This window comes from Actinomycetospora chiangmaiensis DSM 45062 (genome assembly GCF_000379625.1).
Taxonomy (GTDB): domain Bacteria; phylum Actinomycetota; class Actinomycetes; order Mycobacteriales; family Pseudonocardiaceae; genus Actinomycetospora; species Actinomycetospora chiangmaiensis.
In genome coordinates this window covers 451,112-465,341 of record NZ_KB903240.1, presented here as the reverse complement: position 1 = coordinate 465,341, position 14,230 = coordinate 451,112, and the positions used below count along the sequence as shown (strand labels likewise).

At 73.0% G+C, this 14,230-nt stretch carries 17 protein-coding genes; 8 read left to right on the top strand and 9 right to left on the bottom strand.

The window, feature by feature from the left end:
• The first annotated feature begins 13 nt into the window (after positions 1-13).
• Positions 14-1,048 (top strand): maleylacetate reductase, encoded by a 1,035-nt coding sequence (locus tag A3CO_RS0119310; RefSeq protein ID WP_018333891.1) that lies wholly within the window; start codon positions 14-16, stop codon positions 1,046-1,048.
• Here the strand turns inward: A3CO_RS0119310 and A3CO_RS0119305 are convergent.
• The 5 genes from A3CO_RS0119305 to A3CO_RS33195 form a co-directional block, all read right to left on the bottom strand.
• Complete coding sequence (locus A3CO_RS0119305; protein ID WP_018333890.1) at positions 1,045-2,190, bottom strand: cobalamin-independent methionine synthase II family protein; 1,146 nt, start codon at positions 2,188-2,190, stop codon at positions 1,045-1,047. The two genes, A3CO_RS0119310 and A3CO_RS0119305, sit on opposite strands and share 4 nt — an antisense overlap.
• Positions 2,191-2,200: 10 nt before the next feature.
• Positions 2,201-2,650, bottom strand: a complete 450-nt coding sequence (locus A3CO_RS39720) for an NUDIX domain-containing protein (protein WP_018333889.1) — start codon at positions 2,648-2,650, stop codon at positions 2,201-2,203.
• A gap of 627 nt (positions 2,651-3,277) precedes the next feature.
• A complete protein-coding gene (locus tag A3CO_RS0119295) occupies positions 3,278-4,189 on the bottom strand; it encodes a 3-hydroxyacyl-CoA dehydrogenase NAD-binding domain-containing protein (RefSeq protein ID WP_018333888.1) in 912 nt (303 codons plus the stop codon).
• Positions 4,183-5,115: a beta-keto acid cleavage family enzyme gene (locus A3CO_RS33200; protein WP_033414603.1), complete on the bottom strand. Its 933-nt coding sequence runs from the start codon at positions 5,113-5,115 to the stop codon at positions 4,183-4,185. The genes A3CO_RS0119295 and A3CO_RS33200 overlap by 7 nt, the downstream gene beginning before the upstream one ends.
• Positions 5,112-5,942, bottom strand: coding sequence for a TetR family transcriptional regulator C-terminal domain-containing protein (locus tag A3CO_RS33195; protein ID WP_018333886.1), 831 nt, complete (start codon positions 5,940-5,942; stop codon positions 5,112-5,114). Before A3CO_RS33195 ends, A3CO_RS33200 begins: the two co-directional genes overlap by 4 nt.
• A 132-nt stretch (positions 5,943-6,074) precedes the next feature.
• Here A3CO_RS33195 and A3CO_RS40115 point away from each other — a divergent pair, with 132 nt between their 5' ends.
• The 3 genes from A3CO_RS40115 to A3CO_RS0119270 are packed head-to-tail and all read left to right on the top strand — an operon-like array spanning position 6,075 to position 7,200.
• Entirely contained in the window at positions 6,075-6,311 is a 237-nt protein-coding gene (locus A3CO_RS40115; RefSeq protein ID WP_018333885.1) for an SH3-like domain-containing protein, read from the top strand.
• A complete protein-coding gene (locus A3CO_RS40110; RefSeq protein WP_018333884.1) occupies positions 6,308-6,613 on the top strand; it encodes an SH3-like domain-containing protein in 306 nt (101 codons plus the stop codon). Before A3CO_RS40115 ends, A3CO_RS40110 begins: the two co-directional genes overlap by 4 nt.
• Entirely contained in the window at positions 6,610-7,200 is a 591-nt protein-coding gene (locus tag A3CO_RS0119270; protein ID WP_018333883.1) for a nitrile hydratase subunit alpha, read from the top strand. The genes A3CO_RS40110 and A3CO_RS0119270 overlap by 4 nt, the downstream gene beginning before the upstream one ends.
• Before the next feature lie 64 nt (positions 7,201-7,264).
• On the opposite strand, the gene A3CO_RS0119265 is transcribed toward A3CO_RS0119270, so the two are convergent.
• Genes A3CO_RS0119265 through A3CO_RS0119250 form a run of 4 tightly spaced genes read right to left on the bottom strand, consistent with a single transcriptional unit; the run spans position 7,265 to position 10,969 of the window.
• Positions 7,265-8,071, bottom strand: coding sequence for an IclR family transcriptional regulator (locus A3CO_RS0119265; protein ID WP_157647693.1), 807 nt, complete (start codon positions 8,069-8,071; stop codon positions 7,265-7,267).
• Between the two features lie 2 nt (positions 8,072-8,073).
• Positions 8,074-9,102: a histidine phosphatase family protein gene (locus A3CO_RS0119260; RefSeq protein ID WP_018333881.1), complete on the bottom strand. Its 1,029-nt coding sequence runs from the start codon at positions 9,100-9,102 to the stop codon at positions 8,074-8,076.
• Entirely contained in the window at positions 9,102-10,046 is a 945-nt protein-coding gene (locus A3CO_RS0119255; RefSeq protein WP_018333880.1) for a catechol 2,3-dioxygenase, read from the bottom strand. Before A3CO_RS0119255 ends, A3CO_RS0119260 begins: the two co-directional genes overlap by 1 nt.
• Positions 10,047-10,054: 8 nt before the next feature.
• Positions 10,055-10,969, bottom strand: coding sequence for a catechol 2,3-dioxygenase (locus A3CO_RS0119250; protein WP_018333879.1), 915 nt, complete (start codon positions 10,967-10,969; stop codon positions 10,055-10,057).
• A gap of 114 nt (positions 10,970-11,083) precedes the next feature.
• On the opposite strand from A3CO_RS0119250, the gene A3CO_RS0119245 reads away from it, so the two are divergent.
• Genes A3CO_RS0119245 through A3CO_RS0119230 form a run of 4 tightly spaced genes read left to right on the top strand, consistent with a single transcriptional unit; the run spans position 11,084 to position 14,227 of the window.
• Entirely contained in the window at positions 11,084-11,791 is a 708-nt protein-coding gene (locus A3CO_RS0119245; protein ID WP_018333878.1) for a hypothetical protein, read from the top strand.
• Positions 11,792-12,652, top strand: a complete 861-nt coding sequence (locus A3CO_RS0119240; RefSeq protein WP_018333877.1) for an IclR family transcriptional regulator — start codon at positions 11,792-11,794, stop codon at positions 12,650-12,652. It begins immediately after the preceding gene.
• On the top strand, positions 12,639-13,463 hold the full coding sequence (locus tag A3CO_RS0119235) for a 2-keto-4-pentenoate hydratase (protein WP_018333876.1): 825 nt from the start codon (positions 12,639-12,641) through the stop codon (positions 13,461-13,463). Before A3CO_RS0119240 ends, A3CO_RS0119235 begins: the two co-directional genes overlap by 14 nt.
• A complete protein-coding gene (locus A3CO_RS0119230) occupies positions 13,460-14,227 on the top strand; it encodes a 2-keto-4-pentenoate hydratase (protein WP_018333875.1) in 768 nt (255 codons plus the stop codon). Before A3CO_RS0119235 ends, A3CO_RS0119230 begins: the two co-directional genes overlap by 4 nt.
• Positions 14,228-14,230 lie beyond the last annotated feature (3 nt).

The following is a 14,230-nucleotide window of genomic DNA, read 5'->3' as shown; positions in this document are numbered from 1 at the left end:
GGTAGAAGGAGGCGTGTTCGTCTACACCGCGCAGCCCGCCCGCGTCGTGTTCGGCGCCGGGAGCCTCGACCGGCTGGCCGAGGAGGTCGAGCGGCTCGGCAGGTCCCGGGTCCTCGTGCTCGCGGGCGAGCGCCACCGCGCGCAGGTCGAGTCGGTGCTCGGCGCGCTCGCCGTGGGGACGTTCGAGGGCGCGGCCATGCACACGCCCGTGGAGGTCACGGAGCGCGCGCTGACGGTGCTGCGGGAGGTGGACGCGGACAGCGTCGTGGCCGTGGGCGGCGGCTCGGCCACCGGGCTCGCGAAGGCACTCGCGGCGCGCACCGGGGTCGACCAGGTCATCGTGCCGACCACCTACTCCGGCTCCGAGGTCACACCGGTCCTCGGCGAGACCGCCGACGGCGTCAAGACCACGCGGACCTCGCCGGACATCCTCCCCGAGACGGTCGTCTACGACGTCGAGCTCTCGCGCTCGCTGCCCCACGACGTCACCGTCACCAGTGCCGTCAACGCCCTCGCCCACGCCGTCGAGGCGCTGTACTCGCCGCAGGCCAACCCGGTCGTCGACCTGCTCGCCCTCGACGCGACCCGCCGCCTCGCCGCCGGGCTGCGGGGGCTCGACGTCGGGCCGGACGCACGGGACGACCTGCTGATGGGCGCGTGGCTCGCGGGGACGTGCCTCGGGTCCGTGGGCATGGGACTGCACCACAAGCTCTGCCACACACTGGGCGGGTCGTTCGACCTGCCGCACGCCCCGACGCACTCCGTCGTGCTCCCGCACGCGATGGCCTACAACGCCGCGGCCGCCCCCGAGGCGATGCGCCGGCTCGCCGACGCACTCGGCGTGGACGACGCGCCCGGCGGCGTCGTCGATCTCGTCACGACGGCGGGTGGCCCGACCTCCCTGCGCGAGCTCGGGATGGCCGAGGCCGACCTCGACCGTGCGGCCGAGCTCGCCGTCGGGACCCCGTACCCGAACCCGGCCGCGCTGACGTACGACGGCCTGCGCGCGCTGCTCGGCCGGGCGTGGGCGGGGGAGCGGCCGGCCTAGACGCGATCCGCGCCGGCGCGGAGAGCGCGGAACTTCTCCCAGACGACGGTCGGGTGCACCTCGGGCTGGTAGCTCGCCCGCGAGGAGAACCCGCAGTCGGCGCCGGCGATGACCTGCTCGCGCCCGACGGCGTCGACGTAGTGACGGAGCATCTCGGCGACCAGGTCCGGGTGCTCGACGTAGTTCTGGGCGTGCCCGAGCAGGCCCGGGATGAGGATCGCGTCGCCGAGTTGCCGCTTCAGCCCGGCGTCGTCCCAGATCGTCCACTCGTGCATGTGGCGCGGGTTCGCGACCTCGAACGAGTACGCCCCCGCCCGGATCGCCAGCATCGGGCCCGCGACCTCGGCCATCGTGATGTCGTGGATGCGCGGCCCGTGGTTGAGGCCGTAACAGGTGTGCAGGCGGACCTTCTCGGTCGGGATGTCGCGCAGGGCGTGGTTGACGATCTCGGCGTGCTCGGCCGCGGTGCGCTGCCGCTCCTGGGGCGTGAGCGCGGGGTCGGACAGGATCTCGATCAGCCACGGGTCGTCGATCTGCAGCAGGAACCCGGCGTCGACGATGGCCAGGTACTCCTCGCGCAGTGCCTCGGCGACGGCGGTGTAGTACTCGGTGTCGGTCGCGTAGTACTCGTTGCGGCCGAACCCGCGGGGCGAGGTCGAGGGCATGAAGGCCTCGGTGGCGTCGACCCCGACGAGCGCCGCTTTCAGGTTGTCGATGTCGGTGCGCAGCTGGTCGTGCCCGGAGTAGGAGACGGGGCCGACGCAGGCGACCGTCACCATCGGCGCGACCGTCTTCGTGTACTTCCCCATGTACTGCTCGTAGTACTCGGGGAAGGCGTCGAGCTCGAGCTGCCACGACGGCGGGAGCAGCTTCTCCCCGCTGCTGGGCGAGAAGCCCTCGAGCCGGTCCTGGATGTAGGTCGCGAAGCTGACCTTGCCCATCTCCCCGTCGGTGACGACGTCGAGCCCCACCTCGACCTGCTGCCGGACCACGTCGCGGACCGCCTCGGTGACCTGCTTCGCGAAGCCCGCCTCGTCGTACGGGCGGCCGTGTTCCTTCTCCCGCATGGTGTCGAGCAGCGCCTCCGGACGCGCGAGGCTGCCGACGTGGGTGGTGAGGATCCGCTCTCCGCTGCGCTGCATGGTCCCGACGCTAGGAACGGGCGTGCCCCCGAGACACCGCATCGTTCGCGTCTGCGGGACGGGGGACGTGGTGGAAGCCGACCTGCGCGGGGAGCGGCACGAAGCGGCACAGGTAGACCAGGCCGCGGTCGTCACCCTCGCCCTCGACGGTGTACTGCCACCGGTCACGGGGCTCGTCGGTGGTCGCCCGGACCACGACCGTGTGCTGCGGGGCGCCCTCGTCGGTCGGCCGGTGGTGCACGCCGATCCGGCCGCCGGCCGCGATGTCGCGCAGGCCGGTCTCCTCGAACACCTCCCGGTGGGCGGCCGCCTCGATCGTCTCGCCCGGGTCGACCCCGCCGCCCGGCAGTTGGGTCCCGGCCTCGGGGAAGTCCCGGTGGTCGAACACCAGCACCTCGGGTCCGCGGTCGGTCTGGCGGGTCAGGGCGACGGCGACTCGGAGTCGGACGGTCGAGGGCACCGGTCGAGTGTGCCTGCACTGTTCCGGGCGCTGGACGACACGGGCGGGAGACCTCTGCGCGCGGCGCGCACACTCTCGAGCGGGCAACCGGACGTGCGGGTGACTCCTGCGCGCGGTGCACACATTCTCGAGCGGGCAACCGGACGTGCGGGTGACCCCTGCGCGCGGAGCACACAGTTCCGCGGCCGTTCCCGGCGACCGTCGTCGAAGATCTCCTCTCGCCGCGCGAAGTAGTCGCTCAGCGAACGGTCCGCGCGGTGCGACGAGATCTTGATGCCCATCGACCCGCCACGCGTCGCCCGTGGCCTGTGGATGGCGAGCCCTGCGCAGTGAACACATAGTCGGGCGAGGGACGAGGAGTGCGGGTGACCCTTGCGCGCGGCGCGCACGTCGGCTGCGGCGCCCGGCACTCGTGTGCGCGACGCGCCGGGGTCACCGGGGTCGATCCCGCCCAGCCCGGGGAGTGTGTGCGCGACGCGCAGGGGTCACCGGGGTCGAGCGCCTGGGGCCAAGGAGTGTGTGCGGGACGCGCAGGGCTGTCCAGGGTCGATCCCGCCGGGCCCGGAGTGTGTGCGGGACGCGCGCGGTTCCCCACGGTCGACCCGGCCCGGCCGAGCCGTGTGCACATCAGCGTCCGCGCGCCTCCTCGACGGCCCGGCGGATGGCGATGACGGCCCGGTCGCGTTCGGCCACGAGGTCCGCGAACGACCGGTCGGTGGCCGTGCCGTCCACCATCGCGTCCCGCAGTTCGGGCGTGAGCTCCGGCGCCTCGAGTCGGGTCCAGGGGGCCTGCAGCGACGGGCCGAAGTGGTCGAGCATGTGCGCCATCCCGCCCTCGCCGCCGGCGAGGTGGAACGTCCGGCACGGCCCGTGCACCGGCCAGCGCAGACCCGGGCCCTCGGTGATGGACGCGTCGATCTGCTCGACCGTCGCCTCTCCGTTCGCCACCATGTGCAGCGCCTCGCGCCAGAGCGCCTCCTGCAGCCGGTTCGCGACGAACCCGGGCACCTCCCGGTCCATCTCGATCACCGACTTGCCGAGCCGCCGGTAGAACTCCGCGGCGTCCTTCATGACGGCGGGTGCGGTCGCCTCGCCCCCGACCACCTCCACGAGCGGGATCAGGTATGGCGGATTGAACGGGTGCCCGACGACGAGCCGCGACGGGTCCGTAGCCCGGACGGCCATGTCGGTCATGGGGAACCCGGACGTCGACGACGCGACGATCGTGTCCGGCCCCGTCGCGGCAGCCAGGTCGGCGAGCAGGGCCCGCTTCAGTTCGAGGTCCTCGGGCGCCGACTCCTGCACGAACTCCGCGTCCCGCACGGCGTCGGCGAGCGAGCCGGCGACGGTCAGCGAGCCCCACCCGTCGTCAGGAAGGCCGAGGGAGTTCAGCGCGGGGCGCGCGGCCTCGACGATCCGGCGCAGCCGGGGCTCGGCGTCGGGACCCGGGTCCCAGGCGACGACGTCGTGGCCCTGCGCGAGGAAGTACGCGGCCCAGCCGCCGCCGATGACACCGGCGCCGATGCAGGCGATCACCACGGCCTCCCGCGCAGCGCGGCGGAGCCGGGTGTGGCAGCACCGAGCCCGAAGATCTCACGGGCCTCGTCGGGCGTGGCGACGGTCGAGCCCAGCGACTCGATGATGGCCACGGCCCGCTCCACGAGCTGGGCGTTCGTCGCCTTCACCCCGCGGGAGAGGTAGAGGTTGTCCTCGAGCCCGACGCGGGCGTGCCCGCCGAGCAGCACCGACTGTGCGACCCAGGGCAGCTGGTCGCGGCCGAGCGCGAAGGAGGTGAACTCGGCGTCGTCGGGGAGCAGGTTGACCATCGCCATCAGCAGGCCCGGGTCGGCGGGCGCGCCGTAGGGGACGCCCATGCACAACTGGAACAGCCCCGGTGCGTCGATGAGGCCCTCCTCGCGCAGGACCTTCGCGAACCACAGCTGTCCGGAGTCGAACACCTCCAGCTCCGGCTTGACGCCGAGTTCCTGGAACCGCTTCGCGCCCTCGCGCAGCATGTCGGTGGTGGAGACGTAGAGCGCCTGGCCGTCGCTGAAGTTGTAGGAGCCGCAGTCGAGTGTCGCGATGTCGGGGAGGAGCTCCTCGACGTGGGGCATCCGGTCGTGCTGGCTGACCAGGTCGGTGCCGTCGACGGGCTTGAGCGGGTCCTCGGCGTCGACGACGAGGTCGCCGCCCATCCCGGCGGTGAGGTTGAGGACGACGTCGACGTCGCTCGCCCGGATCAGCCCCGCCGCCTCGCGGTAGAGCGCGACGTCGCGGGACCGGATCCCGGTCTCGGGGTGGCGCACGTGGACGTGCACGACCGCCGCGCCGGCGCGGGCCGCGGCGATCGCATCGTCGGCGATCTGCTGCGGGGTGACCGGGACGTGCGGGCTCTTGGCGGGGGAGTCCGCGGCGCCGGTGAGGGCCGCGGTGATCACCACCCGGCGATTCCTCGGACGGCTCATGAGGGGTCCTTCCTGACGATGCACGTGGTGAAGTCGCGCAGGGCGGCGCGCATCTGCGCGGGGGTGGCGGCGCCCGTCATGACCCCGACGCCGAGGCCGTCGACGAGGGCGGTGAGCTGGCGGGCGCGGAGGGTCTGGTCGCCGTCGTGGAAGACGCCGGCACGGGCGCCGCTCTCGAGGGTCATCAGCACGGTGCGGAACCAGCGGTCCTGGCCGCGGGCGTAGAGGTCGCGGTGCCGAGGTTCGGTGAGTGCCTCGACCCAGACCTGCATCCAGATCGACCACTCGGGCTCCAGCACCGGGCCCTCGGGCATCTGCAGGTCGAGCAGGGTCTCGAGCCGTTCAAGCGGGTCGTCGACGGCGGCCAGCGCGGCGGCCTGCCGGTCGTGGGCGAGCTCGACGTTGTGGCGCAGCGCCTCGTCGAGCAGGGCGTCCTTGTCGGCGAAGTGGTAGTGCACGGTGGCGCTGCTCGTGCCGGCGGACTCGGCGACGTCGGCGATGCGCACGCGGTGGTAGCCGCGGGTCGCGATGAGGGTCCAGGCCGCGTCGAGGATGCGCTTGCGGGCATCGTCGGGCTCGGTGCGCGCCGCGATGAGGTCGGACGCGGCCGTGACGGGCGGCCGGCCTTCACCGCGGAGCAGCCAGGTCAGCCCGACCCCGGTGTGCGCGGCGATCCGGTCCAGCTCGTCGGGGGTGAAGCGGCGCCGGCCCGCGAGCGACTTCGACAGTTTGGTCTCGTCGAGCCCGACCGCCGCCGCGACCCGTCGTCGGGAACCCGCCGCGTCGATCGCCGCGCGGACCCGGTGCCGGAGCCCGTCGTCGTCCATGGTCCCGACCGTATGCTGCGCTTGCCGCTCTCGCAAGTGTTGACTGACGAATCAGATGGACGGCTTGCGATCGTGAGGGGAAGATGCGTGCGCTCTTGTGGCGCGAGGGTTCCCCTCACGAGACTCGGGGGCGTGGCGTACGCGAACGACGTCGGCGGGATGCACGGGTTCGGCGCGTGGCCGGACGACCACGGCTTCGAGTCCGTGTGGGAGGCGCAGATCTTCGCGCTGAACCAGGCGTGCGTGGCGGCCGGCGTCTACACCCTCGACGAGTTCCGGCACACGATGGAGCAGATCCCGCCGGCCGAGTACTACGCGATGCCCTACTACGAGCGCTGGCTGTACGCGGTGGAACGGCTGCTGCCGTGACGGAGACGGAGCGCAGCGGAGCTCGACCCGTCGTCGGGGTCGGGGACCACGTGCGGGTGCGCGTGCTGAACCCGCCGGGGCACAACCGGGCGCCGTCCTACGTGCGGGGTCGGAACGGGGTCGTGGTCCGCGCGGTGGGCGACGGACGCTTCCCTGACGAGGCGGCGGCCGTGGGGGCGGACGCGCGCCGGGAGGCGATCTGGACGGTGGCCTTCGCCGGGACCGAGCTGTGGGGTCCGGACGCCGGGCCGCGCGACACCGTGCACGTGGACCTGTTCGAGACCTACCTGGAGCGCACATGAGCGGGCACCACCGCAACGGCGAGCTGCAGGCCCGGGTGAACGTGCTGCTGGCCCTCGCCGAGGAGCGCGGCATCGTCGACCGGGAGGAGATCGACCGGCGGATCGAGACGCTCGGACGGTCGGTATCGCCGGTCAACGGGGCGCGGATGGTGGTGCGGGCGTGGGGCGACCCGGCCTACCGCGAGCGGCTGCTCGACGACGCCGGCGCGGCCGCGGGGGAGCTCGGGTTCGCGGGCGGGGGCTACTCGTCGGAGATCCGGCTGCACGCGGTGGCGAACACCCCCGAGGTGCACAACGTCGTCGTCTGCACGCTGTGCTCCTGCTACCCGCTGGCGTGGCTCGGGCCGCCGCCCGCCTGGTACAAGAGCGAGGCGTACCGGTCGCGGGTGGTGCGCGACCCGCGCGGGGTCCTCGCCGAGTTCGGGACGACGCTGCCCGACGACGTCGAGGTCCGGGTGTGGGACGCCAGCGCCGAGGCCCGGTACCTCGTCGTGCCGATGGCGCCCGACGGGGTGGACACGCTCTCCGAGGAGGACCAGCTCGCGCGCGTCACCCGGGACTGTCTGATCGGCGTGGCCGTGCCCTGATGACAGCGAAGCGTCGTTGCTGCCACTGGACGCCAGCAACGACGCTCCGCTGCCACGGGGTCGACTACGACGACGCCCGCTCCAGGGCGACGCTGATCCGCTCGGCGGCGCGGCGGACACCCTGCACGAGCGCGGGCTTGCGCGGCCCGAGCACGCGGGAGGTGGAGCCCACCACCGACACGGCCGCGACGGCCCGCCGTCGTCCCGCCGCGCCGGTGAGGATCGGCGCGGCGATGGAGGACCAGCCCTGGTCGTACTCGTCGCGGCACGTGGCGTAGCCCTGCTCGCGGGTCTGCACGAGCGTCTGTCGCCAGCGCCGCGGGTCGACCACCGTGAACGGCGTCCGGCGCTCCAGCCCGCGCTCGAGGATCGCCATCGTCAACGACGGGTCGGAGGCCGCCAGGACCCGACCGATCGACGACGAGTGCGCCGGGTTGCGGTGGTAGTCGGTGCGGAACCGGAGCCCCGCGCCCGCCGTCTCCAGCCGCTCCAGGTACAGCACGTCGGTGCCCACCGCCACGCCGAGCTGCACGGTCTCGCGGACGGTCTCCCGCAGCTCGCCCAGGATCGGCATCGCGACCTCCCGCAGCAGCAGCCGGTCGACGGCGAGCTGGCCGTACTCGAACAGCCGCAGCCCGAGCCGGTAGCGCCCCGAGCCGGCCTTCTCCAGCAGCCCGCCGGCGGCGAGCGCGGCGAGCATCCGGCAGGCGGTGGACTTCGCGATCCCGAGGCGCGCCGCGACCCTCGTCGCGCCGAGCTCGGCCTCGGAGGCGAAGCAGTCGAGGACGGCGACCGCGGTCGAGACCGACCGCAGCGGCGCGTCCTCGAGCGCGTCGTCGGACACGGGCGGCGAGAAGGGCAGCACCGTCATGGTCACGCCTCCCAGTTCGGGAACTCGTCGGGCGGCGGCACGTTCACCTCGGTCACCCGATTCCGGTAGGAGACGAACGCGGTGCGCCCGCCCTCGCGCATCTTGACCCGGATCTCCTCGGTGTTGAGGGGTTCGCCGGGGTCGTAGCCGTGGGCCCAGGTGGCGAAGGCGCGCATCGGCCCGGAGTGGGTCGCGGCGACGATCCGCTGGTGACCGGGCTGTTCGACCATCAGCCGGTGGAAGCCCCGCCAGAACCGCCGCACGCACATGGCGGGCGGCTCGAAGTACATCATCGGGATCGTCAGCCACTCCTGGATCGGGTCCGCCCCGCCCAGCTGGGTCCGGTAGAACCGGTCGATCTCGACGAGCCACCGCGGCCGGTCCCCGACGGCGAGCCGCTCCAGCGTCTCGTTCGTCGCCTGGTACTGCCGGAACGCCGAGGTGACGTCGCGGAGCCCGTCGGGGGTCCACACCCCGAAGTTGCGCAGCTCCGGGATCGGCTCCTTGTCGGTGATCTCGGCGTCGATGCCCCACATCGACAGGCCGTCCTTGGCGCCGCGGAAGAGCTGGTCGGCGGTCTGACGGGCCCGGTTGGTGTCGGCGCAGACGAGCAGCACCTTGTCCCCGTCCGACCAGCGCCGCGCGAGCTCGTGCCCGCGCCGGTGCGCCTGCCACGCACCCATCGGGGTCAGGCCGGCGTCGGTCGAGTACCCCTGGGTGATCCCGTGCCGGATGATCGAGATCTCGCAGACGATCTTCTCGCTCGCCCGGCGCTCCACCGGCGCGGCGATCTCCTTGCCGCGGCTGGCCTCGGCGAGGGCCGGTGTGAAGCGCTCGCCGTCGTAGGAGACGCTGGTCTCGGTTCCCGACGAGGCCGTGGTCCGTTCCCGGAAGCGGCGCAGGTAGAGCGGGGTGCCGTCCTCGGTCGGCGCCTCCGCGTCGGGAGCGTCGGACGCCTGGCGTCGGGAGCGGTACTTCGAGAGGTAGTCCGGCGTCTCGTAGCGGTCCACCGACCGCGGGTCGCGCGCCATCAGGAGTGCACCGTGAAGAAGCGCTCGTTGACCTGCCGGTGGTAGTAGAAGATCGCGCGGCCCATCTCCTCCTCGGTCCAGGTGATGGGCTCGAAGTCGGGATCGACCCAGTAGCCGCCGGTGAACAGCTCGTTCCGGTTGCCGGCCGGGTCGAAGAAGTACGTGGTGTAGCCGCGGGTGACGCCGTGCCGCGTGGGGGCCACGTCGATCGGCACACCGTGGTAGGCGAGCGTGTCGGCGGCGTCGCGGATGCCGTTCCAGTCGTCCATCCAGAACGCGAAGTGGTGCAGCGCACCGTTCGGGCCGGTGATGACGGCGATGTCGTGCGGGGTGTGCGAGTGCTCGAGGAACGTGGCGAGCTGGTGCCCGTCGTTCGCGAGGATCTGCTCGGTGAGGCGGAACTCGAGCAGCTCGGTGAAGAAGGCGGTGAACGCCTCGACGTCCTCGGCCATGACGAAGATGTGGTCGAGCCGGGGCGGGGCGATGCCCACGAGGTCCTGCGGCCGGGGCGGCGGGTTCTGCATCGGCAGCATGTTCCCGATGCGCTCGGTGCCGTGGACCAGCTCGACGAGGTGACCGGACGGTGCCTCGAACCGGATGGCCTCGCCCCAGCCCGGACCGAGCTCGCGGGCGGCGAACCGCTTGACGGGTATCCCGGCCGCCTCGAGCTTCGTCGTGAAGTGGTCGAGGTCCTCGGGGGCGTGGAGCTTGAACGACATGTGGTCCAGGCCGTGGGTGGGCGCGGCCCGCAGGATCACCGAGTGGTGCTCGCGCTCGTCCCAGCACTTGAGGAAGACGCGTTCGGCGCCGTCGCGTTCGTCGCGCGCGGTCTCGACCAGGCCGAGCACCTCGGTGTAGTAGGCGGCGGCGAGCTCGAGGTCGGGGACCCGGATCTCGACGTGCTGCAGCCGGAGAATGCGGTCGGACGTGGAGTTGTTCGGCATCGGACCCCTCACGTGTGCATGCGCAGGAAGCGCTGGCTGACGACGTTCTCGTAGTAGAAGAGGCCCTTGCCGAAGTTGTCCTCGGTCCACGTGAGGATCTCGGTGTCGGGGTCGACCCAGTAGCCGCCGGTGAAGACCTCGTTGCGGATGCCGAGCGGGTCGAAGAAGTAGATGGTGTTGCCGCGGGTCACCCCGTGCCGCGTCGGGCCCTGGTCGATCTGCACGCCGTTGAAGGCGAGGGTGTCGGCCGCCTTGCGGATGTGGTCCCAGTCGTCGAGCCAGTAGGCCCAGTGGTGCAGCGCGCCGTTCGGGCCGTTGACGATCGCGATGTCGTGCGGGGAGTTCGTGCGGCCGGCGAGCCAGACGCCGAGCTGGTGGCCGTTGCCGTCGAGGACCTGCTCGGTCATCCGCAGCCCGAGCACGTCGATGAAGAAGCGCGCCGACTCGGCGACCTCCTCGGCGTTGACCAGCATGTGGTCCATGCGCGGCGGAGCGATGCCCGGCAGGTCGGGCGGCGGGGTGGGCGACGGGTTGTGCTTGCCGAGCAGGTTGCCGGTCTTCTCGATGTCCCAGACCAGCTCCATGATCTGGCCGGACGGCACCTCGAAGCGCAGCGACTCGCCCTGTCCGACGGCCTCGCCGCGGCTCACCCGCGACGTCGGGCAGCCATAGGCCTCGACCTTGTTCTCGAAGTCGGCGAGGTCGTCCTCGGCCTCCACCCGGAACGTGAACGAGTCCAGCCCGGTGCGCGGGTGGTAGCGCATCCGCAGCGAGTGGTGGTCCTCCTCGTCCCAGCACTTGAGGTACACGGCGTCCTCGGTGCGCTGCACCTGCTGCAGCCCCATGACCTCGGTGTAGTAGGCGGTCGACAGGTCCAGGTCGGGGGTCCGTACGTCGACGTGCGCGAGGCGAAGGATGCCCACCTGCGGGTCCTCTCGTCGAAACTCCGGTGTGCTTGACGTCACGACGCTAACCGCCCTAGCGTTCCGGGGAGAAGAGGCAGCGTTCCGGACGCCGGAACGCAGGAGGGAGCCGACGTGGCCGACCCGATGGCGATGCGCCGTGCCGTCGCGGGCTACGTCGAGGGCATCCACGCCGCCTACGCCCAGCAGGCGGAGACGTTCCCGCCGGCGGTGCGCGGGCGGATGCCGCTGCTCGCGGCCGGGCGCTTCACGGTGGTCGCCGCCGGGGCCCGCCACCTGCACGTCCTCGCCACCACCGAGCCGCTCGGACCGCTGCGCGGCGAGGAGGTCGAGCTCCCCGGGTCGCTCGACGGCCTGGACTGGACGGTCCGGTTCTACGACCCCGTGGTGCTGCCCGCGCTCGGCCTGATCGACGAGGGCGGGGGACCCCGTCCCGACGAGGTGCGGGGCACGCTGGGCATCTCCACCGTCCTCTACCACCTCGTGACGCAGCCCGGCTCCGGGCTCTCGCCCCACCACGCCGGGCACGTCGGCTCGGGGCTGGCCGCCGGCCACTCCGCGGCCGCCCGGGACTTCGACGCCCTGCGCTCCCGGGCCCGCGGCCGCGAGGCCCTCGTCGACGAGATGCAGGGTGCGGCGACGGCGGGTCTCGCCCGGGCGCAGGTCCTGCTCGCCCGGGCGATCGCGCCGCACAACGCCCCGGTGTCCGACGCCGTCGACGCCGCGCTGCGACCCGGTGCCGCGCCCGACCCCGACGCGGTCCGCCGGGTCCTCGTCACCGCGCTCGGGGGCACCCCGGCCGGTACCGCCGGGGCGGTCTGAGTGGACGCCACGCTCCAGTCGGTCACCAACGCCGCCCGCCTGCTCAAGGCCTTCCTGTCCCGCGAGGAGACGCTCGGGGTCTCCGAGCTCGCCCGCCGACTGGGCCTCGGCAAGTCGGCGGTGCACCGCCTGCTCACCACGTTGGCCGCCGAGGGGCTGGTGACCCGGGCCGAGAACGGCGGCTACCGGCTCGGCATGGTGGTGTTCGAGCTCGGCGAGGCCGTGCGCGCGCACATGGACCTGCACGGCGCCGCCGGTCCGGTGCTCGTCGAGCTGCGGGAGCAGACGGGCGAGTCCTCGCAGGTCGGCGTCCTCGACGGCGACGAGGTGGTCTACGTCGACCGGCTGGAGAGCTCGCACTCGCTGCGGCTGTTCCACGAGACCGGGCGCCGCGTCCCGCTGCACTGCACGAGCTCGGGGAAGGTGCTGCTCGCCGCGATGCCCGCCGAGCGCCGGGAGGCCGTGATCGCGCGTGGCTTCCCCGCCCTGACACCGCACACCATCGTCGCCCCGGACGCCGTCCGCGCCGAGCTCGCCGCGGTCCGCCGCCGCGGCTGGGCCGACGCGGTCGACGAGCGCGAGATCGGCGTCGCGTCCCTCGCCGCGCCGGTGTTCGGCCCCGGCGGCGACGTCGTGGCGGCCATCAGCGTGGGGGCGCCGGTCATGCGCTTCCTGGCCCTCCCGCGCGAGCACCTGGTGCGCTGCGTGGTCGAGGCGGGCGAGGCCGTATCGCGGCGGCTCGGATGGAATCCGGAGATGACAGACCATCCGGGGGAGCACGCCGACGGGGGAACCCGACCACCGAAGCCGCACGACCCGTCGTCAGGAAGGCTGGAGGAGTCCCGGCATGCCCGTGTCTGACCCGGAGGCCAAGGCCCGCGCGCTGTACGAGGCGCGGCGCACGCGAACTCCGATCCCGCCCTTCACCGACGACGACCCGTCGCTGGGGATGGCGGACGGCTACGCGATCCAACGTGAGCTCGTCCCGCTGCTCCTCGCCGACGGCGACCGGATCGTCGGCTACAAGGTGGGCCTGACCTCGAAGGCCATGCAGCGGATGGTCGGCGTCGACGCGCCCGACCACGGCCCGGTGCTCGCGTCCACCGTCTACCGCGACGGCGACACCCTCTCGCTCGCCGACTTCATCGCGCCCAAGGTCGAGGCCGAGATCGTGTTCGTCATGGGGGAGCGGCTGGCGGGGCCGGGCGTCGGCCCCACCGACGCGGCCCGGGCCGTGGCCGGCGCGGCGGCCGCGATGGAGATCGTCGACTCGCGCATCGCCGACTGGCGCATCAAGCTCGCCGACACCGTCGCCGACCTCGCCTCGAACGGCGCCGTGGCCGTGTCCTCGCGGCTCGTGCCCCTGGCGGGGCTGGACACGCGGCTGGTCGGCATGACCCTGACCCGCAACGGGGAGCTGCTCGACACCGGGGCGGGGGCCGCGGCGCTGGGCGACCCGCTGGCCGTCGTCGCGTGGCTCGCGAACGTGCTCGGCGAGCACGGGGTGGCGCTGGAGCCCGGGCACCTGGTGATGACCGGCGCGCTGCACGCGGCGGTCCCCATGGCTGCGGGTGAGGTGTACCGGGCGGAGTTCGACCGGCTCGGTCCGATCAGCATCAGGGTGACGGGAGACGCAGCGGAGCGGAGCTCGACCCAGGGAGGACCGGCGTGACCATCAACCACGAGGAACTGGCGGCTCGGCTCTCGAAGGCGGTCGTCGAGCGGACGGCGATCGAGCCGCTCACCGACGAGCACCCCGACCTCGACCTGGAAGCCGGTTACGCCGTCCAGCGCGTGCTGCGCGAGCAGGCAGGTCCGCTCGCCGGCTGGAAGCTCGGTGTCACGTCGCGGGCCAAGCAGGCCCAGGTCGGGGTGTCCGCGCCGGTGTGCGGGTTCCTCCCGGCCGCGGCGGCCCTCGACCTCGGCGAGCCGCTCCATGCCGGCGAGCTGATCCAGCCCCGCGCCGAACCGGAGATCGTCTTCGTGCTCGGGCGGGACCTGCACGGCGCCCACTGCACCGCCGTCGACGTCCTCTCGGCCACCTCGGGGCTCGCGGTCGGCATCGAGGTGCTCGACTCCCGGTTCCGGGACTACCGCTTCACGATGGCCGACGTCGTCGCCGACAACACCTCCGCGGCCCGCTACGTCGTCGGCACCCCGGTGCCGCCCGCGGGGATCGACGTCCGTCTCGTGGGCGTGCTGCTCGAGAAGAACGGCGAGCTCGTCGCGACGGCCAGCGGGGCCGCCTCGCTGGGCCACCCGGCCGCCGCGGTCGCCTGGCTGGTGCGCCGGCTCGCGCTGTCCGGGGAGGGCCTGCGCGCCGGGGAGGTCGTGCTCTCCGGGGGACTGACGGCGGCGACGCCGGTCGCGCCCGGCGACGTGGTGACGGTGTCGGTCGACCGGCTCGGCACCGTCGAGATGGCCGTCACCGACTAAGGA

Bases quoted from the DNA above. Each gene is read 5' to 3' on its own strand.
- A3CO_RS0119305 (WP_018333890.1), bottom strand. From the start codon at position 2,190: ATGCAGCGCAGCGGAGAGCGGATCCTCACCACCCACGTCGGCAGCCTC.
- A3CO_RS33200 (WP_033414603.1), bottom strand. From the start codon at position 5,115: ATGAGCCGTCCGAGGAATCGCCGGGTGGTGATCACCGCGGCCCTCACC.
- A3CO_RS33195 (WP_018333886.1), bottom strand. From the start codon at position 5,942: ATGGACGACGACGGGCTCCGGCACCGGGTCCGCGCGGCGATCGACGCG.
- A3CO_RS0119270 (WP_018333883.1), top strand. From the start codon at position 6,610: ATGAGCGGGCACCACCGCAACGGCGAGCTGCAGGCCCGGGTGAACGTG.
- A3CO_RS0119265 (WP_157647693.1), bottom strand. From the start codon at position 8,071: ATGACGGTGCTGCCCTTCTCGCCGCCCGTGTCCGACGACGCGCTCGAG.
- A3CO_RS0119260 (WP_018333881.1), bottom strand. From the start codon at position 9,102: ATGGCGCGCGACCCGCGGTCGGTGGACCGCTACGAGACGCCGGACTAC.
- A3CO_RS0119255 (WP_018333880.1), bottom strand. From the start codon at position 10,046: ATGCCGAACAACTCCACGTCCGACCGCATTCTCCGGCTGCAGCACGTC.
- A3CO_RS0119235 (WP_018333876.1), top strand. From the start codon at position 12,639: ATGCCCGTGTCTGACCCGGAGGCCAAGGCCCGCGCGCTGTACGAGGCG.